This window comes from Vibrio zhugei (genome assembly GCF_003716875.1).
Lineage (GTDB): Bacteria > Pseudomonadota > Gammaproteobacteria > Enterobacterales > Vibrionaceae > Vibrio > Vibrio zhugei.
In genome coordinates this window covers 748415-770906 of sequence record NZ_CP033078.1, presented here as the reverse complement: position 1 = coordinate 770906, position 22492 = coordinate 748415, and the positions used below count along the sequence as shown (strand labels likewise).

The 22492-nt window shown below is 45.2% G+C and carries 19 protein-coding genes and 15 tRNA genes; 20 read left to right on the top strand and 14 right to left on the bottom strand.

What is annotated here, in order from left to right; all coding sequences use genetic code 11:
* Nucleotides 1-27: 27 nt before the first annotated feature.
* Entirely contained in the window at nucleotides 28-1287 is a 1260-nt protein-coding gene (hemA, locus tag EAE30_RS08810; RefSeq protein ID WP_123015579.1) for a glutamyl-tRNA reductase, read from the bottom strand.
* A 281-nt stretch (nucleotides 1288-1568) separates the two neighbouring features.
* On the opposite strand from hemA, the gene lolB reads away from it, so the two are divergent.
* The 20 genes from lolB to EAE30_RS08710 all read left to right on the top strand — a co-directional run bounded on the left by lolB (nucleotide 1569) and on the right by EAE30_RS08710 (nucleotide 7975).
* Complete coding sequence (gene lolB / locus EAE30_RS08805) at nucleotides 1569-2189, top strand: lipoprotein insertase outer membrane protein LolB (protein ID WP_123015578.1); 621 nt, start codon at nucleotides 1569-1571, stop codon at nucleotides 2187-2189.
* Nucleotides 2189-3064 (top strand): 4-(cytidine 5'-diphospho)-2-C-methyl-D-erythritol kinase, encoded by an 876-nt coding sequence (gene ispE / locus EAE30_RS08800; RefSeq protein WP_123015577.1) that lies wholly within the window; start codon nucleotides 2189-2191, stop codon nucleotides 3062-3064. Before lolB ends, ispE begins: the two co-directional genes overlap by 1 nt.
* A 28-nt stretch (nucleotides 3065-3092) precedes the next feature.
* Nucleotides 3093-4040, top strand: a complete 948-nt coding sequence (locus EAE30_RS08795) for a ribose-phosphate pyrophosphokinase (protein ID WP_123017312.1) — start codon at nucleotides 3093-3095, stop codon at nucleotides 4038-4040.
* Nucleotides 4041-4191: 151 nt separating this feature from the next.
* The gene (gene pth, locus EAE30_RS08790) at nucleotides 4192-4782 is read left to right on the top strand and encodes an aminoacyl-tRNA hydrolase (protein ID WP_123015576.1); all 591 of its coding nucleotides are present in this window, start codon (nucleotides 4192-4194) and stop codon (nucleotides 4780-4782) included.
* A gap of 10 nt (nucleotides 4783-4792) precedes the next feature.
* Nucleotides 4793-5884, top strand: a complete 1092-nt coding sequence (gene ychF, locus EAE30_RS08785) for a redox-regulated ATPase YchF (RefSeq protein WP_123015575.1) — start codon at nucleotides 4793-4795, stop codon at nucleotides 5882-5884.
* Between the two features lie 278 nt (nucleotides 5885-6162).
* A tRNA-Met gene (locus tag EAE30_RS08780) sits at nucleotides 6163-6239 on the top strand.
* Between the two features lie 39 nt (nucleotides 6240-6278).
* Nucleotides 6279-6363: transfer RNA gene (locus tag EAE30_RS08775), tRNA-Leu, on the top strand.
* Nucleotides 6364-6391: 28 nt separating this feature from the next.
* Nucleotides 6392-6466: transfer RNA gene (locus EAE30_RS08770), tRNA-Gln, on the top strand.
* 73 nt (nucleotides 6467-6539) lie between these two features.
* Nucleotides 6540-6616, top strand: a tRNA-Met gene (locus tag EAE30_RS08765).
* Between the two features lie 56 nt (nucleotides 6617-6672).
* A tRNA-Leu gene (locus tag EAE30_RS08760) sits at nucleotides 6673-6757 on the top strand.
* A 28-nt stretch (nucleotides 6758-6785) separates the two neighbouring features.
* Nucleotides 6786-6860, top strand: a tRNA-Gln gene (locus EAE30_RS08755).
* Between the two features lie 58 nt (nucleotides 6861-6918).
* Nucleotides 6919-7003: transfer RNA gene (locus EAE30_RS08750), tRNA-Leu, on the top strand.
* Between the two features lie 28 nt (nucleotides 7004-7031).
* A tRNA-Gln gene (locus tag EAE30_RS08745) sits at nucleotides 7032-7106 on the top strand.
* A 58-nt stretch (nucleotides 7107-7164) separates the two neighbouring features.
* Nucleotides 7165-7249, top strand: a tRNA-Leu gene (locus EAE30_RS08740).
* 28 nt (nucleotides 7250-7277) lie between these two features.
* A tRNA-Gln gene (locus EAE30_RS08735) sits at nucleotides 7278-7352 on the top strand.
* 58 nt (nucleotides 7353-7410) lie between these two features.
* Nucleotides 7411-7495 (top strand) — tRNA-Leu (locus EAE30_RS08730).
* Between the two features lie 28 nt (nucleotides 7496-7523).
* Nucleotides 7524-7598: transfer RNA gene (locus EAE30_RS08725), tRNA-Gln, on the top strand.
* Nucleotides 7599-7656: 58 nt separating this feature from the next.
* Nucleotides 7657-7741, top strand: a tRNA-Leu gene (locus EAE30_RS08720).
* A gap of 13 nt (nucleotides 7742-7754) precedes the next feature.
* A tRNA-Met gene (locus EAE30_RS08715) sits at nucleotides 7755-7831 on the top strand.
* A 59-nt stretch (nucleotides 7832-7890) separates the two neighbouring features.
* A tRNA-Leu gene (locus EAE30_RS08710) sits at nucleotides 7891-7975 on the top strand.
* A 63-nt stretch (nucleotides 7976-8038) separates the two neighbouring features.
* Here the strand turns inward: EAE30_RS08710 and EAE30_RS08705 are convergent.
* The 13 genes from EAE30_RS08705 to flgB form a co-directional block, all read right to left on the bottom strand.
* Complete coding sequence (locus EAE30_RS08705) at nucleotides 8039-9172, bottom strand: flagellin (protein ID WP_123015574.1); 1134 nt, start codon at nucleotides 9170-9172, stop codon at nucleotides 8039-8041.
* Between the two features lie 771 nt (nucleotides 9173-9943).
* Nucleotides 9944-11083 (bottom strand): flagellin, encoded by a 1140-nt coding sequence (locus tag EAE30_RS08695; RefSeq protein ID WP_123015572.1) that lies wholly within the window; start codon nucleotides 11081-11083, stop codon nucleotides 9944-9946.
* Between the two features lie 360 nt (nucleotides 11084-11443).
* Nucleotides 11444-12646 carry a flagellar hook-associated protein FlgL gene (gene flgL / locus EAE30_RS08690; protein ID WP_123015571.1) on the bottom strand — a complete coding sequence of 401 codons (1203 nt, stop codon included), beginning with the start codon at nucleotides 12644-12646 and terminating at the stop codon, nucleotides 11444-11446.
* Between the two features lie 13 nt (nucleotides 12647-12659).
* A complete protein-coding gene (flgK, locus tag EAE30_RS08685; protein WP_123015570.1) occupies nucleotides 12660-14564 on the bottom strand; it encodes a flagellar hook-associated protein FlgK in 1905 nt (634 codons plus the stop codon).
* Nucleotides 14565-14710: 146 nt separating this feature from the next.
* Nucleotides 14711-15664, bottom strand: a complete 954-nt coding sequence (gene flgJ, locus EAE30_RS08680) for a flagellar assembly peptidoglycan hydrolase FlgJ (RefSeq protein WP_123015569.1) — start codon at nucleotides 15662-15664, stop codon at nucleotides 14711-14713.
* A gap of 12 nt (nucleotides 15665-15676) precedes the next feature.
* A complete protein-coding gene (locus EAE30_RS08675; RefSeq protein ID WP_123015568.1) occupies nucleotides 15677-16762 on the bottom strand; it encodes a flagellar basal body P-ring protein FlgI in 1086 nt (361 codons plus the stop codon).
* An 83-nt stretch (nucleotides 16763-16845) separates the two neighbouring features.
* On the bottom strand, nucleotides 16846-17646 hold the full coding sequence (flgH, locus tag EAE30_RS08670; RefSeq protein ID WP_123015567.1) for a flagellar basal body L-ring protein FlgH: 801 nt from the start codon (nucleotides 17644-17646) through the stop codon (nucleotides 16846-16848).
* 23 nt (nucleotides 17647-17669) lie between these two features.
* Nucleotides 17670-18458 (bottom strand): flagellar basal-body rod protein FlgG, encoded by a 789-nt coding sequence (gene flgG / locus EAE30_RS08665; protein WP_123015566.1) that lies wholly within the window; start codon nucleotides 18456-18458, stop codon nucleotides 17670-17672.
* 21 nt (nucleotides 18459-18479) lie between these two features.
* Nucleotides 18480-19229: a flagellar basal-body rod protein FlgF gene (flgF, locus tag EAE30_RS08660; protein WP_123015565.1), complete on the bottom strand. Its 750-nt coding sequence runs from the start codon at nucleotides 19227-19229 to the stop codon at nucleotides 18480-18482.
* A 193-nt stretch (nucleotides 19230-19422) separates the two neighbouring features.
* A complete protein-coding gene (flgE, locus tag EAE30_RS08655) occupies nucleotides 19423-20727 on the bottom strand; it encodes a flagellar hook protein FlgE (RefSeq protein ID WP_123015564.1) in 1305 nt (434 codons plus the stop codon).
* A 30-nt stretch (nucleotides 20728-20757) separates the two neighbouring features.
* The gene (locus EAE30_RS08650) at nucleotides 20758-21468 is read right to left on the bottom strand and encodes a flagellar hook assembly protein FlgD (RefSeq protein WP_123015563.1); all 711 of its coding nucleotides are present in this window, start codon (nucleotides 21466-21468) and stop codon (nucleotides 20758-20760) included.
* An 11-nt stretch (nucleotides 21469-21479) separates the two neighbouring features.
* Nucleotides 21480-21893 carry a flagellar basal body rod protein FlgC gene (flgC, locus tag EAE30_RS08645; RefSeq protein ID WP_123015562.1) on the bottom strand — a complete coding sequence of 138 codons (414 nt, stop codon included), beginning with the start codon at nucleotides 21891-21893 and terminating at the stop codon, nucleotides 21480-21482.
* A gap of 4 nt (nucleotides 21894-21897) precedes the next feature.
* Complete coding sequence (flgB, locus tag EAE30_RS08640) at nucleotides 21898-22296, bottom strand: flagellar basal body rod protein FlgB (RefSeq protein WP_123015561.1); 399 nt, start codon at nucleotides 22294-22296, stop codon at nucleotides 21898-21900.
* Nucleotides 22297-22492: the final 196 nt, after the last annotated feature.

Sequence of the window (22492 nt, the reverse complement as noted above, 5' to 3'; positions counted from 1 at the left end):
TCTCTTCTTAACTTTACAATTGATATCTTATTGAGGGTCATCAAGACCCAAACTTTGTCGTATGACCGCTAATTTTTCTGGCTCACCATGCTGGGCAGCCGCCTGTAAAGCGCGCGTTGGAGCATGAATCAATTTATTCGTCAATTTATTGCTGAGCTCAATTAACAATTTTTCTGGATCGGCGCCAGACGCTAAGGCTTGCATGCTTTTTGCCAACAATTCTTCGCGAGTATCGTTCGCCTTGGTACGGTAATCGCGGATACTGTCGACTGCCTGCAAGGATCGCATCCAGCCCATAAATTCGGCGCTTTCTTCGCTGACGATGCTTTCAGCTTGTACCGCTTCGACTTTTCTTTGCGCCATATTACTATCAATAATGGACTGCAAATCATCCACGGTATACAAGTATACATCATCGATATCCCCCACCTGAGATTCCACATCACGAGGAACCGCAATATCAATAAGCAACATGGGCTTGTGGCGCCGCGCTTTAACTGCGGCTTCAACCATCCCCTTACCGATGATCGGCAAGGGACTGGCCGTTGAACTGATCACAATATCCGCGCTGGCAAGGTGGTCAGGAATTTCATTGAGGGCAATGACTTCTCCGTTGACACTTTCTGCCAGAGCCATCCCCCGCTCACGAGTCCGGTTGGCCACAATGATGCGCTTACACTGATGACTGACTAGATGAGTCGCCACCAACTCTATCGTGTCTCCCGCCCCGACCAACAATACGGTTGCATCTTTCAACGAGTCAAAAATGTGCTTGGCCAAGGTACACGTAGCATAAGCCACCGATACCGCGTTACCACCAATGTCGGTTTCCGTTCGGACCCGTTTCGCCACCGAAAAGGCTTTTTGGAACCATTTTTCTATCGCTGGATCGACCGCATTTTGCTCTCTTGCATCGGCATACGCTTGTTTTACCTGACCCAAAATTTGCGGCTCACCCAACACCAATGAATCTAAACCACAAGAGACGCGCATCAAATGACGAATCGCCGCTTGCTCTTCATGCACGTATAGGCTGGGTTTGATTTCTTCCGGAGGAACATCATGGAAGCTGGATAACCAATCAATGAGCTTATTCTTACTGGCATTCTTGACATCACAGTAGAGCTCAGTGCGATTGCAGGTCGATACGATAACGCCTCCATTCACATAGGCACTATCCGACAACTGCGTCAAAGCATCTTTCAGTTTTTCTGGACCGAAAGCGACTTTTTCACGCAGTTCAACAGGCGCCGTGTTGTGATTGATACCAATAGAAAGTAAAGACATTTGATAGAGAATTCTCAGGTAAGAACATTGATCAAGAGCAGAATTTTACTTGATGACCTCTGGGAATGAAAGCCTAATCAAATTTGTTTTTCACCACGGCCTGACATCAATGCTATAGTTTACCCTCAAAATTACGGTGTAAAAGAACAATCCAACAGTCAAAACGTCTATTCATCGCCATGCTATCGAGAGGTTTGAACCGTCGTTTTTCTGCTCATAATTTGCCAAAACACCGTTATAGGCTTAATAATAAAGACACACCAAAAGGACGAAATGCACAAATGAGATTTGTCACCCAACGTATTACGCTACTTTTCTCGCTAGTTGTACTGTTTTTAGCAGGATGCAGTTCCGTCACACACTCCCCCGATTACCAAGTTGATTGGTCCGAGCATCAAGCTCGTTTAACACAGATCGATCAATATACACTGTCGGGCAAGATGGGATATATTTCGCCGCAACAACGGCAATCCATGAACTTTCAATGGCGTAAACGTGGTGAGAATACCGATTTGCGTTTAACCAACTTCCTTGGTCAAACCGTCTTGCACCTGACCATGACTCACGATGGCGCAACGATTCACACCTATGATGATAAAACCTTCCGTGACAAAGATGCGCAAGCTTTAGTGGCACGTTTAACTGGGCTACGCTTACCCATCATCCCATTACAAAAATGGATATTAGGTTTACCAAGTGACTCCGATGACCATATTCTCAATCAAAACAATACGCTGAGTTCGCTCATTACGACAATCGATCACAAGCGCTGGCTGGTTAACTATACGGATTATAGTGCTTACCCTTATCAAGGCACCCCGTTGTACCTTCCAACGCGTTTATCCTTGTCTCAAGGGCAGATTAAGCTACGTATTGTGATTAGCAAATGGGCCGTCCAATAATGAAAACAGTGACCACTCAGTGGCCCTCTCCGGCAAAATTGAACTTATTCCTCTACATCAATGGTCAGAGGGAGGATGGGTATCATGAATTACAGACCCTTTTCCAATTTTTAGACTATGGCGATGAGTTGGCCATCACGGTTACCTCGGATTCCGCCATTACACTCAGTCCAGACTTACCTGAGGTCCCAGTAGAAGAGAACCTTATCTACCGGGCGGCCGTTGCCCTGCAAACCTATACCCAATGTCGCAGCGGCGCGCATATTGAGCTGACAAAAGTTCTGCCCATGGGCGGCGGAATCGGTGGGGGATCTTCGAATGCCGCGACCACATTAGTGGCACTCAATCATCTCTGGAATACTGGCTGTAGTGACGACGAGTTAGCACAGTTGGGGCTCAAACTTGGCGCCGATGTCCCCGTATTCATTCGAGGATTTGCAGCGTTTGCTGAAGGTGTCGGCGAACAATTGATGCCAGTCCAACCCAATGAATCTTGGTATCTGGTCGTACGACCCAATGTCTCGATTTCGACCAAAGAGGTATTTACCCATCCCGATTTACCTCGCCATACGCCTAAGCGCCCGCTGCCTGAACTTTTAGCACAACCTTACGAAAACGATTGCGAAAAAATTGTCCGATTACTGTATCCAGAGGTTGATAATAAACTTTCATCGCTGCTACAATATGCGCCGTCGAGGTTAACTGGTACTGGATCTTGCATTTTTGCGGAATTTCCTAACGCGGAACAAGCCAATACTGCTCTTGCTAAACTTGATACTAATAGTGTTTCAGCGTTTGTCGCGCAAGGGCGAAATACATCGCCGTTGAAAGAAGCACTGGTTGTTTATGAAACAACCAAGACCCTTTCTATTTAAAACTGGACGCAACCCTGAGGTTTCCACCGTGCCTGATATGAAGCTATTTGCTGGTAATGCCACACCTGAACTAGCCCAACGTATTGCTGATCGTCTCTATATTTCCCTTGGTGATGCTACCGTTTCCCGTTTTTCCGATGGTGAAGTCGCGGTACAAATCAATGAAAATGTTCGTGGTAGCGATGTTTTTCTTATTCAATCAACCTGTGCTCCAACCAATGATAACCTCATGGAGTTGGTCGTAATGATTGACGCAATGCGCCGTGCTTCAGCTGGACGTATTACGGCTGTAATCCCATACTTCGGCTATGCACGCCAAGACCGTCGCGTCCGTTCTGCTCGTGTGCCAATTACCGCCAAAGTTGTTGCAGACTTCCTTTCTAACGTGGGTGTTGACCGCGTCTTAACCATCGACCTTCATGCAGAACAAATTCAAGGATTCTTCGACGTCCCTGTCGATAATATCTTCGGTACTCCGGTACTTCTTGAAGATATGCAAGTTCGCGGACTTGTCGATCCTGTTGTTGTATCTCCAGACTTAGGCGGTGTCGTCCGTGCTCGTGCAACGGCAAAAGCGATGGGTGATATTGATATTGCGATTATCGATAAACGCCGCCCACGCGCCAATGTGTCTGAAGTAATGAACCTAATTGGTGACGTAGAAGGCCGTGACTGCATTATTGTTGATGACATGATCGACACTGGTGGCACGTTATGCAAAGCGGCTGAAGCACTGAAAAATCGCGGCGCTAAGCGCGTATTTGCCTATGCAACTCACGCCATTTTCTCAGGCGATGCGGCGAAAAACATCAAAAATTCAGTATTAGACCAAGTGATCGTCACTGACTCAATCACCTTGAGTAAAGAGATGGCAGCAACAGGTAAAGTGTGTCAATTGACCTTATCGACCATGCTTGCTGAAGCCATTCGTCGCATCAGTAACGAAGAATCCATTTCGGCAATGTTTAACGCATAATCATTCCTTAATGACGATTTTAAGCGCCTTATCATTGGATAAGGCGCTTTTTTTATATCACGATGAATAAACAAACATCACGTAATCTCGCACCGTGAAGTCGTTCTGTGCTATCATACGGCGCTTTTTCGTTTACGAAGGGACCAACACCTTGAGTCAACCAATAAAATTATTAGTCGGATTAGCGAATCCAGGACCAGAGTACACTCGCACTCGTCACAATGCTGGCGCATGGGTGGTCGAGGAACTTGCTCGAATGCATAACGTGACGCTCAAGAGTGAACCTAAATTTTTTGGTTTAACCGCACGCATTCAGCTAAATGGGGTCGATCTACGCTTACTGATTCCGACCACTTATATGAATTTATCTGGTAAGGCCGTTGCCGCTATGGCGAAGTTTTACCAGATTGCACCAGAAGAAATCATGATCGCGCACGACGAGCTCGATTTACCACCTGGTGTGGCGAAATTCAAGCAAGGTGGCGGTCATGGCGGCCATAATGGCTTAAAAGATACGATCGCTAAATTGGGTAACAATAAAGAGTTTTACCGTCTCAGGATAGGCATTGGCCATCCTGGGCATAAAGATAGAGTAGCAGGCTATGTGTTAGGCAAAGCACCTTCTAAAGAACAGGAGTGCTTAGATGCCGTGGTAGATGAGTCCGTTCGCAGCCTCGACATTTTGTTAAAAGATGGTCTAACAAAAGCACAAAACCGCTTACACACGTTCAAAGCTGAATAAGGTTATAGTCATGGGTTTTAAATGTGGCATTGTAGGTTTGCCAAACGTAGGTAAATCAACACTTTTTAATGCGCTTACTAAAGCGGGTATCGAAGCAGCAAACTTTCCATTTTGTACTATCGAACCCAATACAGGCGTTGTCCCTGTTCCAGATTTACGTTTAACTGCATTAGCAGACATCGTCAATCCAGAACGTGTTCTACCAACGACAATGGAATTCGTGGATATCGCGGGCTTAGTGGCTGGCGCATCAAAAGGTGAAGGGCTCGGGAATAAATTCTTAGCGAATATCCGTGAAACAGACGCGATCGGTCATGTTGTTCGTTGTTTTGAAAATGAAAACATCGTTCACGTAGCAGGCAAAGTGTCCCCACTGGAAGATATTGAAGTCATCAACCTTGAGCTCGCTATGGCGGATCTTGACAGCTGTGAACGCGCGATGCAGCGTCAAGCGAAGAAAGCGAAAGGCGGAGATAAAGACGCGAAATTTGAAATGTCCGTCTTAGAAAAACTCTTGCCTGTGCTGACTGAAGGGGGCTCGGCTCGCACGGTTGATTTGAGCAAAGAAGAGCTTGCTGCCGTCGGTTATTTAAACTTCTTAACTCTCAAACCAACGATGTACATTGCCAATGTGAATGAAGATGGTTTCGAGAACAATCCGTATCTTGACGCTGTGCGCGAACACGCTAAAAATGAAAACGCCGTGGTGGTACCTGTTTGTGCTGCGATCGAATCGGAAATGGCAGAGCTGGATGACGAAGAACGTGATGAATTCCTCGCGGATCTTGGTATTGAAGAACCAGGCTTACACCGTGTGATTCGTTCTGGTTATGAACTGCTTGATCTCCAAACGTACTTCACCGCAGGTGTCAAAGAAGTTCGCGCTTGGACCGTTCCTGTCGGTGCAACAGCCCCACAAGCTGCGGGCAAAATCCATACGGATTTTGAACGTGGTTTCATTCGAGCGGAAGTCGTCGGTTACGATGATTTTATTCAGTTCCAAGGCGAAAGTGGTGCGAAAGAAGCCGGTAAATGGCGTTTAGAAGGAAAGGACTACATTGTGAAAGATGGGGATGTTGTGCATTTCCGTTTCAATGTGTAATTGCCGTTCTACACCAGAAAAAAGTCAGCCTGTGTGCTGGCTTTTTTTCTTTTATGACGCATAAAAAAAGTGAATTATAATAAAGCCTAATGTGTAAAATTGTTGTTTTAGAGACGGTTTTTGATGATAAACACGGCTCTTTGCTTAAAAAAACTCCGAACGGCCATTTTAAAGGGATTTATTCAAAAAAAACTATTGACGGTACACAGTCATATCCGCATAATGCGCACCGTTCTCAGCAATAAGGCAACATGTCGCTGATAGCAAAAATTAGAAATGGCTACGTAGCTCAGTTGGTTAGAGCACATCACTCATAATGATGGGGTCACAGGTTCGAATCCCGTCGTAGCCACCATTTCCTAAGCGCTTTTTTATAGAGCTTTTAGGAAAGAATGCGGAAGTGGCGAAATTGGTAGACGCACCAGATTTAGGTTCTGGCGCCGCAAGGTGTGGGAGTTCAAGTCTCCCCTTCCGCACCATTATTTAGATAGTAAACGCTATCTCTGTAGGTCTATCGCCAAGTGGTAAGGCAACGGCTTTTGATGCCGTCATTCCCTGGTTCGAATCCAGGTAGACCTGCCAATATTTAAAGCTTTCATGCTAAAGCATTGGAACTCAAGTCGAGATTATATTATAGTATCTCGCTCAAAAAGATGGCTACGTAGCTCAGTTGGTTAGAGCACATCACTCATAATGATGGGGTCACAGGTTCGAATCCCGTCGTAGCCACCATTTATACAACGATAATTTGATATGTCTATCCTCGTCAGGTTATCTATAAAATTCGTGCGGAAGTGGCGAAATTGGTAGACGCACCAGATTTAGGTTCTGGCGCCGCAAGGTGTGGGAGTTCAAGTCTCCCCTTCCGCACCATTATTTAGATAGTAAACGCTATCTCTGTAGGTCTATCGCCAAGTGGTAAGGCAACGGCTTTTGATGCCGTCATTCCCTGGTTCGAATCCAGGTAGACCTGCCATCATTACAACGATGATTTGATATTGTCTATCCTAGTCAGATTATCTATAAAAATTCGTGCGGAAGTGGCGAAATTGGTAGACGCACCAGATTTAGGTTCTGGCGCCGCAAGGTGTGGGAGTTCAAGTCTCCCCTTCCGCACCATTATTTAGATAGCAAATGCTATCTCTGTAGGTCTATCGCCAAGTGGTAAGGCAACGGCTTTTGATGCCGTCATTCCCTGGTTCGAATCCAGGTAGACCTACCATCATTACAACGATGATTTGATATTGTCTATCCTAGTCAGATTATCTATAAAAATTCGTGCGGAAGTGGCGAAATTGGTAGACGCACCAGATTTAGGTTCTGGCGCCGCAAGGTGTGGGAGTTCAAGTCTCCCCTTCCGCACCATTATTTAGATAGCAAATGCTATCTCTGTAGGTCTATCGCCAAGTGGTAAGGCAACGGCTTTTGATGCCGTCATTCCCTGGTTCGAATCCAGGTAGACCTGCCATCATTACAACGATGATCTGATATTGTCTATCCTAGTCAGATTATCTATAAAAATTCGTGTGGAAGTGGCGAAATTGGTAGACGCACCAGATTTAGGTTCTGGCGCCGCAAGGTGTGGGAGTTCAAGTCTCCCCTTCCGCACCATTATTTAGATAGTAAATACTATCCCTGTAGGTCTATCGCCAAGTGGTAAGGCAACGGCTTTTGATGCCGTCATTCCCTGGTTCGAATCCAGGTAGACCTGCCATCATTACAACGATGATTTGATATTGTCTATCCTAGTCAAATTATCTATAAAAATTCGTGCGGAAGTGGCGAAATTGGTAGACGCACCAGATTTAGGTTCTGGCGCCGCAAGGTGTGGGAGTTCAAGTCTCCCCTTCCGCACCATCTATTTAGGTTTGGCTACGTAGCTCAGTTGGTTAGAGCACATCACTCATAATGATGGGGTCACAGGTTCGAATCCCGTCGTAGCCACCATTCTTACAATGATCATTTGATACCGTCTATCCAATTCAAATCATCTATATAAGTTTCATGCGGAAGTGGCGAAATTGATAGACGCACCAGATTTAGGTTCTGGCGCCGCAAGGTGTGGGAGTTCAAGTCTCCCCTTCCGCACCATATAAAAAACCCAGCCTTTGGCTGGGTTTTTTTGTTATTCATCGAGAATGATAACCGATGATATTATCCTAATAGAGATAACGCCGCTTGTGGAGCTTGCTTCGCTTGCGCTAATACAGACGAAGAAGCTTGTCCCAAGATTTGCGCTTTGGTAAGCGCCGTAGTTTCTTTCGCAAAATCGGTATCTTTAATACGACTCTTAGAAGCATTCACGTTTTCATTAATGTTCTCTAAGTTACTAATCGCATGATCAAAACGGTTTTGGAAAGCACCCAGTTGTGCCCGTTCACTATCAACAAACTTTAATGCGGAATCCACAATCGCAACCGCTTGTTGAGCGCCACCCACAGTACCAACATTAATGTCACTGACCGTTTTTTGAGCTTCCGCTCCCATATTGAGCTCACCTGCAAGTCCACCACTGAAGGTCAAAGGCCCCTCAACTTTGTTACTGCCGGCGAACATTTGCAATCGGCCTTCATCATCGACAGACGCTTTAACTAGGTCTGTTTGTCCGTTGATGTAGGTCGCCAGCTCTTCAATATCATCCCCTTGCTTAGCTTGAATGGTGATGGTTTGCGCCTGGCCATTGGTATCCGTAAGATCAATCGTTAGATCATTGCCTGTCGCGGGCACTCCCCAATCTTTATCTTTGGCATTTTGGGCAACGTAAGCACCTCCCCCCATTTTCTCATTGTCGCTACGCATGTCAGCAAGGCTGAGCATGACGGCTTCACCACTACCAGAACCAATTTGGAACGACTTGGTGTTGTATGAGCCGTTCAGCAGCCTATTACCACCAAATGAGGTAGTTTCAGCAACACGGTTCAGTTCGTCATTCAAGGCCGTGACTTCTTCTTGAATCGCTTTACGGTCAGCAGAAGAGTTAGAACCATTCGCCGATTGCAGCGAAAGATCTCGGATACGCTGCAAAATATTGGTGGTTTCGTTCATTGCTCCTTCTGCGGTCTGCGCAATGGAAATACCATCATTGGCATTCCGTACGGCAACATCTAGGCCACGACTTTGCGAGTTAAGACGGTTGGAGATCTGTAAACCTGCCGCATCATCTTTCGCACTATTAATTCTATAACCGGATGACAAACGTTCCATTGAATTTTGCTGAGCGCTGTTCGCACTGTTCAAATAACGCTGTGCTGTCATTGCTGCTACGTTTGTATTTACATTAACCGCCATGTGGTTTTCTCCTAATAATTGTCTGGAGTATGTGTTACTCCCAATGGGAATTCGACGTCTCGAAAACCAGTAGTTCTCTCAAAGGTACTTTTTATAACGACTGTGAATGCATTACCTTGAACAAAAATTAGGCTTTCTTCCCTTAATACTGGTAAGTCATCCAACAAATGCAGACAAGCGCACAAAGTGAACACAAAACCAACAATAAGATTAAAGAAACATCACTTTTGGCCGAAGTTGTACGTTTTTGAGGAGAAAACACAGGTAACATTAAAAACCCCTAATATTTCCTAACCTTATAGTTATAAAAATATAAGCAATAAATCAAGGGGGAGATAGGCCGTGGTCAGCCACTCACTCGCCTTGTATCGGTGTTCACGATGCTAAGCTAGGTGTCTTTATTCACCATAAGCGTAAACAACACTTACAAAGCAGTGGTCAATCAGATATATGGAGAAAAAGAGAAGGCACAGCCGCGCAACAGACAGACATTTCAGCACTAAAGAATTGATAGAGTGGGGGGGGGAGATTAACATGCTTAGAAAAAAGAAAAGCCCCATTCCTTTGAGAGAACCGGGGCTATGGGTGGTAGCCATTGCCAATGTGGAGATCAGAGAAATGAATCACATTTAGGCATACCATTAGCGTACTGTTATAACCATTAAGAAACAGGGTGTAGATTTGAGAGAGTTTCTACCTGATCAAACAGCACGTTGCCAAGATTGTACCATTACATACCTACGTCTAAGCGTCATAATGGCACTTCCTTTATTACTGCAATAGTTGCATTGCAGCGTTTGGCAACTGTTTCGCTTGAGCAAGGATCGTCGTCCCTGCTTTTTGCAGAATTTGTGCTTTTGTTAATGCCGTCGTTTCTTTGGCAAAATCCGTATCTTTAATACGACTTTTCGATGCTTCAACATTTTCTTGGATATTAGATAAGTTACTAATACTATGGCCCAAACGGTTTTGTTTAGCCCCTAAATCCGCACGCTGTGAATCAACATATTTCAACGCCGCATCAAGAACACCGACCGCATTTTGTGACCCACCTACAGTGGTCAAATCTACATCTTGCACCGTGGTCGCAATCCCAGGGCCACCGGCTAAACCGAGCTCTGTTGCTAATCCACCCGAGATACTAAGATTGCCGTTCACCGTACCATTGGCGGCAAAAAGCTGCAGTTTGCCATCTTGGTCTACCGAGGCTTTAAACGCATCAGTCTGACCATTGATGTAAGTGGCCACTTCCTCGATATCATCACCAGGTTTCGCGTTAATATCGATCGTTTGTGGTTCACCTAGCGCGTTATTAAATTCCAGCTTCAAGTCACGAGATTGAGCAGGAACGCCCCAATCTTTTGTTTTACCTTGATCGCCTTGGAAGGTCACCCCGCCCATTCGGGCATCATCCGCTCGCACACTGGTTAAACCAATGATGACCGCTTCACCAGGCCCAGAGCCAATTTGGAAAGCGGATTCGCCAAAGGTACCGTTTAAGAGCTTACGTCCACCAAATGAGGTGGTTTCAGCGATTCGGTTCAGTTCATCTTGCAGTGCGGATGATTCTTCATTCAATGCACGACGTTCTGAACTAGAGTTGGTACCGTTGGCAGACTGAAGTGCTAGATCTCGCATACGTTGCAGAATGTTGGTCGACTCATTCATCGCCCCTTCTGCCGTCTGAGAAATAGAAATACCGTCATTGGCATTGCGCATCGCAACGTCAAGGCCACGGGCTTGCGAATTCAAACGGTTTGAAATTTGTAAGCCAGCCGCATCGTCTTTAGCGCTATTAATACGGTTACCTGAGGATAAACGCTCCATCGAGGTATTCAGTTCATTGGTCGCTTTATTCAAGTAACGCTGTGCCGTCATTGCCGACACGTTCGTATTTACGTTAATGGTCATTGTTTGCTCTCCTATCGAGTTCGCAAGCCCTTGCGAAGCGGTCAGCTTAGCTCTTTGGAAGCATGACCGTGTATCACTAGGTTAAGTATGCTTAAATGGCAACTTAAATTGGGTTTTCACCCTGTCTATGATTATTAATACAAATAATGTGCCAGCTTTATTGCATCCATAAAATAGGTGTCCAATAAACATCTGAAACACTTACATACCGTGTTAAACCTTAGGCATTAGCACTAAGCGTTAACTCACGACAATGATGAAAACCCTATTTGCCGCGCTTGTTTTCTATACTGCAAATTCCAGACCAAAAATTAACCATATCATTTCGCACTTACGGCATTGCTCGTAAGGCATTGAAAGTTATATATAATTAAATAAGGTTAAATCTTTAGTTTTACCAAAAGCTTTCTGCGACGCCTCAAGCGCACGAGAATTTTCATTAAACTCAATCACCGCGTCTGAGTAATCGAGGTCCTCAAATTCACTTTTTGACTTCGCCAAACTGATTTTAAAATCTCGATGCTGATCTTCTTGTGTATCCAGCGTATTCAAACGAGCACCAATATCCGTTCGAGCTTTAGTCAGGTGTAAAAATCCTTCATGCAGCTCTTCTGATACCCGTTGTAACTCTGCCGTTGCAGAGGCATCAGAAACGGGCTTTTTCGAATACTCGATCGCATCCTGAAAACTATTAAACAGACTGAATGACGTCCGTGGCTTTAACGTGACCTGATCACCGGCTTTAATTTGCCCCTTAAACTTCACATCTAACGAATTATCACCATCGGTATAATTGATGCCTTCTTTAGGGTTAAACTCGCCCGTTTTCACCACACTGCCATCTTGCTCTAATTGATAACCAAACTTGCCGCTCGGCAAACCGACAAAACTGACTTTATATGTTGAGTTATCGCTATTGTTGCTGCGAGCCGAATCCAGCAGTAATTCAGAGCCTTTTTGTAATTGATACTTAGGTTCAAAATCGCCGAACGGGTTATCAATCTTCATTAATAGCTGATCACCAGGCGTGTTAAATGGCATTTCTAATGAATTAGAAATCCGCATTTTGCGTTGATATTGGTCTCCGGAATACGTCACTTTGTCATTATTGTCACGGAAAAAAGGCTGCACTTTTGGCTTCGTACCAGCAAAGATATAATTACCAGACTCATCCTGTGAATTCGCTAAGTGCAGCAAGTTACTTTCCATTTCCTGCAACTCACGCGCATGAGCATCACGATCTTCCGGAGACAAGGCACCGTTAATCATTTCCATCACATTGCGTGTTGCATCATCAGCAAACTCTTCGGCGTTTGAGACCAAAACTTCTTGGTGTGACAACCGATTACGCACCAACGTAATTGCATCAAGGTACTGATTGAGCTGCTCTTCTTGCTGCGATACATTTTGAATATAGTGAGTCGCGAGCGGATTGTCGGCAGGCGTTAATAACTTCTTACCTGATGCCAACTGCGCTTGATTGTGATGCACTTTGGTCTCTTGACGGCGTAAGTCATTTTGAACCGCTTGATAGTTATGGAAGCTCGCTATTCGATTAATCATTCACGTCCTCCTCTTATCTCAAACGTAATATCGCATCAAAAGTTTCATTGGCCGCCTGCATGATCCGTGAAGAGGCCATGTAGGCTTGTTGAAACTTCATCATATTTGCCGCTTCTTCATCCAAGTTGACGCCTGAAATAGAAGCGACCCGTTCTTGTGCCCCTTCTTTTTCTAAACGAGCAACGTCCGTTAAACGCGAAGCAGTCGATAACTTCATCCCAAAATCGGTGTTTAAGTTGTGATAAACATCAATCAGAGTAGATTCATCATCATTCATATTTTTGGCATTTTGAATCACCAACATTTTACGTAAGTTGCCATTATCCCCTTCCGATGGGACAAGGTTTGCCGTAAATTTGTCTTTTGGCAATGCGCCCTTGGTTAATTCAAATGTGGTCCCTTGAAACGTCACCGGTCCATCCGGCGGATACGCTTGTCCATCAAGCAAAACCTTGCCGTTTTTGTCCTGCAATGAGAAGGTATTACCTTGATCGCCAATCACAACTTGAAACTCTTTTAACGCGCCGGTCGCTTGGATATCAAACTTGGCCGATCCCTGAGCGAAGGTGGTCGATGCTTCATAACTTTGTGCGGCCAGTCTATCTGGATCTTGCAGTTGCACATGAATATCCGATGCGCCACTACGGGTCGGGCGAAGCAAAATTCGCTCCCCTTCTTCAGGGGCATTATTGACCTTAATTCGCATACCATCTAATGGCGTTAAGTCACCATTGTCACCACGTACATACAAGTAATCACCGCTTTCAATCATCGCTTTCTGCTGACCGTTCGGGGTAGTGACGGTGTAGTCACTGCCATCGTAATGAAGGGCATACTCCCCGCCCTTCAAATGACTGACATCATCAATATAAACCGCCATATCCGCGGTAGATTGGCTATTCGTTATGACGCGTAATTTGGCAATACGCTCAGAGTTCACATCGGTAAATAGGTCGTTACCAACGTTGCCATTTAAATCCAAACCTTGATGTTGTAGCTTATTCACTTGATAAGAAAAAGCGGTGGATAAGCGGCCAATTTCATCCATCATGCTGGGGATGTTTTTGTCGCGTTGTTCAAACAAAGCGCCCATTTTGCCGCCAATATCGCTATGAGTGATCGGTTTTACGCCTTTGCCTTCGACCATAGCTAAACGTCGCTGATGCACATCTGGGTATCCATCGACCATGGTTAATTGACTGGCTTCGGTTCCCGAGACTAACGTATTCCCGTTGCCAATATGCACGTTAAACCCTTCGCCATTCTTACGCTCTGTTACCGTGACTTTGGTGTATTCGGATAATTCACGTACCAATTTTTCATGTCGGTCCATCAGGTCGTTATGTGGACCTGGAGAACGCATCATTAAACGCTGGACATCACGAATCTCTATTGCCAATTGGTTGATGCGCTGCACACCAAGATCAAGGCCTTTATTGGTTTCTTTAAATTGACGACGCACGGTGTCATCAAAATCATTGAGGTTTTGGGCAATAATGTTGGCTTTTTCCAACACCACTTTGCGCGCCCCCACATCATTCGGGGTATCGGCCGCTGTTTTCACCGCATCGAACCACTCATTGATGTTTTCTGGGATTTTTTTCGAGGCAACCGAAGACAACAGCCCAGACAGCATATCTAAGTTCTGTTCATGATCTTTATTGTGAGCATAATGCGTTGTGGCAACATTCAACTCTTTGACGGCAAATTGATCCCAAGAGCGGCGAACATTTTCCACATGTACACCCATGCCGTAGGTCTGACCACCAAATTGACGAGGCGCATTCGTGCCTTGGATTACAGACTGCCGACTGTAACCATCGGTATTAACATTAGAAATGTTATGACCTGTGGTGTTGAGTTGTCTCTGAGCAGTAAGTACGCTTTGCCTACCAACATTCAGAAGATCAGACGCCATATTGCCCCCAAAAACCCATATCTACGCCAGTAAAACTGGCCACTTATAAGATATAAAGCAATATGTATGCCACTGTTATTTTTTACTGGATAAGCGTCGGAAAGGAATAGAAAAAAAGCCAAATGAACATTTGGCTTAAAGAAAGATTAAATTTGCTTCATGGCGTCAATTTTCGATTTAACGCGCAACACTTTATCAGCGTAATTAGGGTCCGTTGCGTACCCCGCTTTATGGATACTTTGGATAAAATCGCGATCGCCTTTATGGGCTAGAGCCTCACTATAACGCGGGTTATTCTCCAAAAACTGGACATAATCATCAAAGCTCTCTTGATAGCTGGGATAAGCACGAAACGCCGCTTTTTCCATCACAGGAATCGCATTTTGGTATTCCAAGGTCTGTGTGGCAACACGGTCACCTCGCCAAGCAGAATTCGCTTTAATGTTAAATAAGTTATGACTGCTATGGTGAGCATTTTTCACGACTTTTTGCCCCCAGCCTGTTTCTAGGGCTGCTTGTGCGAGAAGCAATGAAGAATCGACCCCCAACACCTGAGCCGCTTTTTCAGCATAAGGCTTAAGTGACTGAACAAATGCATAAGGTGATTCAAACGACATCGGTTGTGCATCGGTCGAGGTGACAACCTGCTGAGCGCTATGGGCGACGCCATCGGTTTGGTCCGCAGCGCTGACCGAGTCATGCTGGTTAGCGGCTTGGCGAACCCGACGCACACGATCCACTGCGTCTTGGAATGATTGTTCACCTTCTGCATTCACCGTTTCACCAACCGATAGCTGCTTGACGATCATATCGGCAAGCCCTAGTGAGCCTTTTTCACTGAGTTGGCTGACCATCTGCTCATCACGCATTTGTCGATACAAGTCTTCCGTGTGGCTGTCAAACATACCGGATTTAAACGCTTTATTCGCATCACGCATGGACTTTAACATCATGTTGGTAAAGATGGCTTCAAATTGGCTTGCGGCGGATTTTAACGCCTCTTTACCCGCACCTTTATCACCATGTATGGCTTTTTTACGTAATGAGTCTAAACCTGCTATATCTTGGATAAACCCAATGTCATTTGGACTATCAGCCATCGTGAAGACTCCTTAAATAATGATCAACTGACCTTCAATTGCGCCAGCTTGCTTTAATGCTTGTAAAATCGCCATTAAATCCGATGGCGCAGCGCCAACCCCATTCACAGCGCGGACTAAATCATCCAATGTCACCCCCGGCTCGAACTTGAACATTTTGCCTTTTTTCTCTGAGACATCAATGTCAGTATCGGGGGTGATCGCGGTGTCTCCGCCACCCAACGCATTCGGTTGGGTGACATTGATATTCTCTTTTATAGCAACAGTCATGCCACCATGCGTCACTGCCGCTGGCTTTAACTTCACATGTTGCCCAACCACGATAGTCCCCGTTCTTGAGTTCACAATGATTTTTGCCGCCCCATCCGCAGGATTAAACGTCAGGTTTTCTACCGTCGACAAGAAAGCAACACGTTGACTCACACCTCGTGGAGCACGCACTCTCACGGAAGTTGCATCCACAGGAGAGGCCATTTTCGGTCCTAAAAATTTATTGATCGAATCCGCCATGCGTTGTGCGGTAGTAAAATCCGAATCAAACAAATTAAAAGTGATGTAATCACCACGAGAAAAAGGAGTGGGGATTTCACGTTCTACTGTGGCCCCTCCGGAAATCACCCCGACCGTTGGGATGTTACCTACCAACTTAGAACCGTCAGCACCGTCAGCACTGAATCCGTTCACGACTAAATTACCTTGTGAGACGGCATACACATTGCCATCGAGACCTTTCATCATGGTTTGCATCAACGTCCCGCCACGCAGACTTTTCGCTGAACCAATTGAAGAGACTGTCACGTCAATTCTCTGACCCGATTTAGCGAACGCCGGTAACTCAGCGGTCACCATCACTGCGGCAATATTCTTAGTCTTTGGGTTGGTTCCTTCCGGCAATTGAATGCCGAATTTTTTCAGCATGGTATTAAAGCTTTGATTACTAAACGGTGTTGACTCGCCCGTTCCCGGCAGCCCAGTCACTAACCCATAACCAACCAATTGGTTACTACGCACCCCAGCCACCTGTGCGACATCTTTAATTCGCGCAGCTTGAGTACTGGTCGTAATGAGCATAAACATAAAGAATATGAACGTTTTCATTGGGTAACCCTTAGTAAAAAAAATGAGGTCCGAAGACCTCATTTTTACTGATAACCGTCAAATATTCGACGACGAGATCTTGTCTATAGAGAGACATTAAAAAATCGTGCCAAGAATCCAGGTTGCTGCATATCTTGGTTGGTCCCTGTACCAGAATACTGAATACGAGCATTCGCAATACGTGTCGATTCAACCGTATTATCATTTTCAATATCGTCTGGACGAACGGTACCACTGACACGTACATACTCATCGCCGGTGTTCAGCGTTAACCATTTTTCGCCGCGTACCACTAAGTTACCGTTCGCTAACACATCGATCACTTGTACTGAAATTGAGCCTGAAATACTGTTACTTTGGTTCGCCGCTGCGCTGCCTGAAAACTTATTATCGTTTTTTAACGCATAGGAGAAATTGTAATCTCCCATCTTCAACTCTTGCCCACCGACACTCAACGGATCCATAGATGCATCATTTTTTTTCGACAAATCGGCATCGGCACTTTTAGCGGCTTTCGTGTTTTCATTCAATTTCACGGTGATGATATCACCTAACCCATGCGGTTTGGTGTCATCGTATAAGCCGCGATGAGCGTTAGGATCAAACAGTGATCCGGTTTCTGCGGCATAATGCTTGGCTTGTTCTTTCGCACGTACTGGAGCCCAAGCTGGATCATCGGCCATCGGGTCTTGACGTGAACGTAAGGAATCAACTAGCCCACTTAACCCAGAAGGTCCTTGCGCTTCGGGAGATTTATCCCCTTCTACCGCATCCACAACCTTAGGCGGTTGATCAGAGCGTCCACCATTTTGCAAAAAGTCACTGATGGCACTACAGCCAGAAAGTAACAATACCAGCATGGATACACAGACTAGTCGTTTCATAACATCACACTCTCATTATCACGTTACAATTGCTGATTCGCGTAACTCATCATCTTATCAACAGCAGAAATCACTTTTGAGTTCATTTCGTAAACCCGTTGTGCTTCAATCATATTCACCAATTCTTCGGTGACATTGACGTTCGAGCTTTCCAACATATTTTGACGAATGTTACCTAGGCCATTTAATCCAGGAACCCCTTCTTGTGGGTCACCACTGGCTCCCGTCGGTAAGTACAGGTTCTGACCAATCGGTTCTAAACCACCAGGGTTAATAAAATCGACCGTTGTGATCTGCCCCAGAACTTGGTTATTTTGCTGACCACGAACCCGAGCTGACACTTCACCGTCATTGCCTACCGTAATAGAAATCGCATTATCCGGCACCACGATTTGAGGTTGCAGTGGGTAGCCGCCCCCAGAGGTCACAATGGTGCCTTCGTCGTTTAAGGTGAACTGACCATTGCGGCTATAACCAATGTTGCCATCGGGCATTAAAATTTGGAAAAAGCCATCACCTTCTACCATCATATCTAACGCATTCGACGTCGTTTGAGCGTTACCATTGGTATGCACTTTCTGTGTAGCGACGACTTTCGAGCCCGCCCCTAACATTAAGCCGCTAGGCAGCTCGGTATTTTGCGATGACTGACCACCGGGTTGATTAATATTTTGGTAGAACAAATCTTCAAAGACTGCACGGCTTTTCTTAAAACCAACAGTTGATGCGTTAGCAAGGTTGTTGGAAATCGTCGCGATATTGGTTTGCTGCGCGTCTAAGCCTGTTTTACTGACCCACAATGCTGGTTGCATAATTAACTCCTGTGACTCTTATTAACTCATACGAAGCAGCGAATCCGACGATTTGTCGTTATCTTCTGCTGTACGCATCATTTTGACTTGCATTTCAAAACGACGCTGTAGATCGATCAAGCTGGTCATTTCACCGACCGCATTGACATTGCTGCCTTCTAGCGCACCCGTTAACACTTTGACGCCGGCATCTGCTTGAAACTCAGTATTCGGTGTTTTGGAACGAAATAACCCGTTGGTATCTTTAAACAAAGTACGGTCGTCTGGGCGAACTAACTTAATGCGGTCAACCGCTTCCATTGCCTCTGCAGGAGCGCCTTGCGGCTGAACGGAAATCGTACCGTCTTTGCCAATTTCAACCTTGCTCAACGGCACAGGTAACGTAATTGGCGCGCCATTTTGGCCCAGTACAGGATGACCGTTGCCATTCAGTAATAAGCCCGTATCATCAATTTTCAAATTGCCGTTACGGGTTAACCCTTCTTTCCCAGTCTTATCCATCACCGATATCCAACCGCGGCCTTCTATCGACACATCCAGATCTCGGCCCGTCGTAATAACACTGCCTTGTTGAAAGTTATTCCCAGGACGCTCATTCATGCTGAACACACGGCTTGGTAAACCTTCGCCATAAGCTTGCATTGCTCGTGCTTGTTGCAAATCAGCACGAAACCCTGTCGTACTCACATTTGCAAGGTTGTTTGCACGTAGCTGCATGGCTTGCATATTTTGTTTTGCCCCGCTCATCGCAAGGTAAAGTGCGTGGTCCATAATGTGCTCCAAAAACGTTGGTTACACACTACAAAGCAAGTGACGTGCCATGTTTTAAAGTACTTAAATATCAAATAAATAGGAAAGAAAAATAAAAAAACACATCAAGGAGGCAAACAGAGAGGAGGAGGAAGAGGCAAGGGATAACCACGAATGAGCTGGCGATTGCCGCCAGCTCATCGTCATCGTTATCTTACCGAATTTGTAAGATATTTTGTTGTAACTTGTTGTGCACTTCCAAAGCACGAGAGTTGGCTTGGAAATTACGCTGCGCAGAAATCAGATCCACCAGCTCCTGAGTCATATCAATATTCGACTGCTCTAATGTGCCATTTTTAATAGAACCGAACGAACCTTGACCGGATTCACCCCAGATTTTATCGCCAGAATCTTGCGTTGAATCCCATTGGGTTCCGCTCTTCTTATCTAGGCCTTGCTCGTTAGGGACTCGAACCAGCGCAACACGACCCAATGTGATGTTTTCACCATTCGAATACGTGCCCTGCACATTGCCTTTTTCATCAAAATCAATCTTGGTTAAGAAGCCGGTTGTCGCGCCATCTTCATCAAACTTGGTCAATTCAAACGGAGCGGCAAACTGAGTCGCTGAGTTCAATTTGAAATTAATTTGTTGAGTGGGATCGGCACCATTCATGTCAATCGGATTATCACCGCTTCCTAGTGGTTGAGAGATAACCGGTTGCCCACTGTTAATGCTGGCTAAAGTACCATCATTATTGAATTTCAATGTATGACCCGCTTGACCGCTTCCAGCAATCGCATCGCCATTTTGCACGTTAAGCGGCTTCTCACCAGTTTTATCGGTGACCGTGTAATACACTTGCCATGTATTCGGCTGAGTTTGATCTTTTAGGTAATAACTCGTCATCTTATACGCTTGACCCATCGAGTCATACACAGTCGATGAAGTCGAACGGTTATACGTGTCGGGATCTTCAAAGTCGAATGTTTGTGGATTTTTTAAATCCCCATTCGCAGGTAAGTTCACCCCAACTTCCACATTCGACGTCTGCTTTGGTTTACCAAACTCAGAAGGAATATTAATCGGTTGTGGTTCAAAAGAGGCGACGTCGCCCGTATCAGGGTTAACATCGTAACCGAGTAGATACTCATCGTTTGATGACACCATATAATTGTCTTTATTAATATGGAACGCACCATTACGGGTTAATTCGTTTTGCTGAGGTATCAAACGGTTTTTCGCTACAGAGAAGAACCCCGTTCCAGAGACACGCAAGTCCATCGGGTTATTGGTATAAATACTCGACCCTTCATGGAATTGTTGCGATACCTTTTGTGCCTGAACGCCACCACCTGGTGTTGTTTTAGCGTTTGTAAACAACGAGTTAGAATAGACATCACCAAACTCAGCACGAGACTCTTTAAAGCCGTAAGTGTTTGCGTTCGCAATGTTATTACTGGTCGTGTTCAAATCTAACTGTGCTGCGGAAAGACCGCTAAGAGATGTATATGACATTCCAAATTCTCCTATCTAGCTAGGCGTTGATTACGCTTTGCCAACTTCCAGTACTTCTGCAAGTCGAACTGGTGAATCATGACCAGCGAGATTGAGCAGTACGTTACCTTTATCTTTCCCGAGCAAAACGCTGTTTACGTTTGCGTAGGTAGACACGCTAAAATCTTTACTCTGTCCATCCATGAGACCTGCCGCTCTGACTTTGTATTTGCCAGCCGGCAATGGATGACCGTTTTGATCTTTGCCATCCCATTCAATACGAGAATCTCCGCTTGGTTTTGCTCCCGCATCAAATGTTCGGACTAATTGGCCGTGTTCATCCTCGATTCGAACCATCAGGTTATCAACAGATTGAGGCAATTTAACCATTGCCGCCATGCCTTTCCCTTCGGCTTTAGTGCCTGCCGCCCCTGGTACTAATACATCACGTCCAACCAAGGAAGAAGCCTGCAATGCTTTATTTGAGGTCATCGATGAGTTCAAGCTTTCGAACTGCTTATTCATCTTACCGATGCCATCCACAGTGGCAAATGATGCCATTTGGGCAATCATTTTGTCGTTGCCAACCGGCTTAAACGGATCTTGCTGAGAAAGCTGCTTGGTGAGCAAAGATAAAAAATCTTCTTGTTTCAGATCTTTTTTCCCTGTCTCTTCCGTGGGCTTTTTCTTATCTTGCAAGCTTTTAAGCTGGTCAACATAGGACAAGCCGCTTTGACCAACGTTATTTACTCCACCAGCCATACGTTATCCCCTTATTGACCCATCTGCAGCGTACGCAGCAGCATTTGTTTACTTGCATCAGCAACTTGTACATTCGTTTGATACGAGCGCGATGCTGAAATCATATTCGCCATTTCTTCCATCACATTGACGTTTGGCTTATAAATGAAGCCATCTTCATTGGCCAATGGGTGCTCAGGATTGTATTCCGCTCGTAGCGGCTTATTACTTTCTACAATCCCCAGCACTTTGACTGGAACATTGGGATCGTTACGGTTTGCTTTATTCAGTTCAGCACCAAAAATAGCGTGACGCGCTTTATACGTATCTTTCGCCGAGCTGCTGACACTATCAGCGTTCGCCAAGTTACTAGAGGTGGTATTTAGACGAACAGATTCTGCACTCATTGCTGAACCAGTCACATTAAATACATTAAATAAGCCCATCTTGTTACTCCCCTTTCAGTGCCTTGGTTAAACCTTTAAATTTTCCACCAAGAAAATCTAAAGACGCTTGATGACGCAATTGATTTTGCATAAACAGGTTACGCTCTAAATTGACATCAACCGTATTACCATCTCCGGTATCTGGTTGCGTTGGTGTGCGGTAAAGCACTTCTCCGGCAGCCATACTGGAAGAGGCAGAGATATGCCGACTGTTGGTTCTATCTAGCCCGATACTGGTACCAGATGTTGCCGCCTGCAATGCCTGTTGAAAGTCCATTCCTTTTGATTTGAACCCTGGAGTATCCGCTTGGGCAATGTTGGTCGCAATTAACTCAGCATTGCGCTCACGAAGGCCCACCGTGTATTGATGAATCCCAAGAGCTTTGTCAAAAGAAATAGCCATACTTGCCTCTTTAAATGGAAATGACCATTGTTAACCGTGTTGATAAATAATTAGCAATTTTCGTACCAACTTTTTCAAGTTATCACGGCAGCTCGCTTGTGAACTTTGCTTGCAATTGGCAAGCCAATTTTTGGAATGTCAGTACTATTTATATACCACTAGCGTCAATCATGATACATCTCTCAATATCATGCCC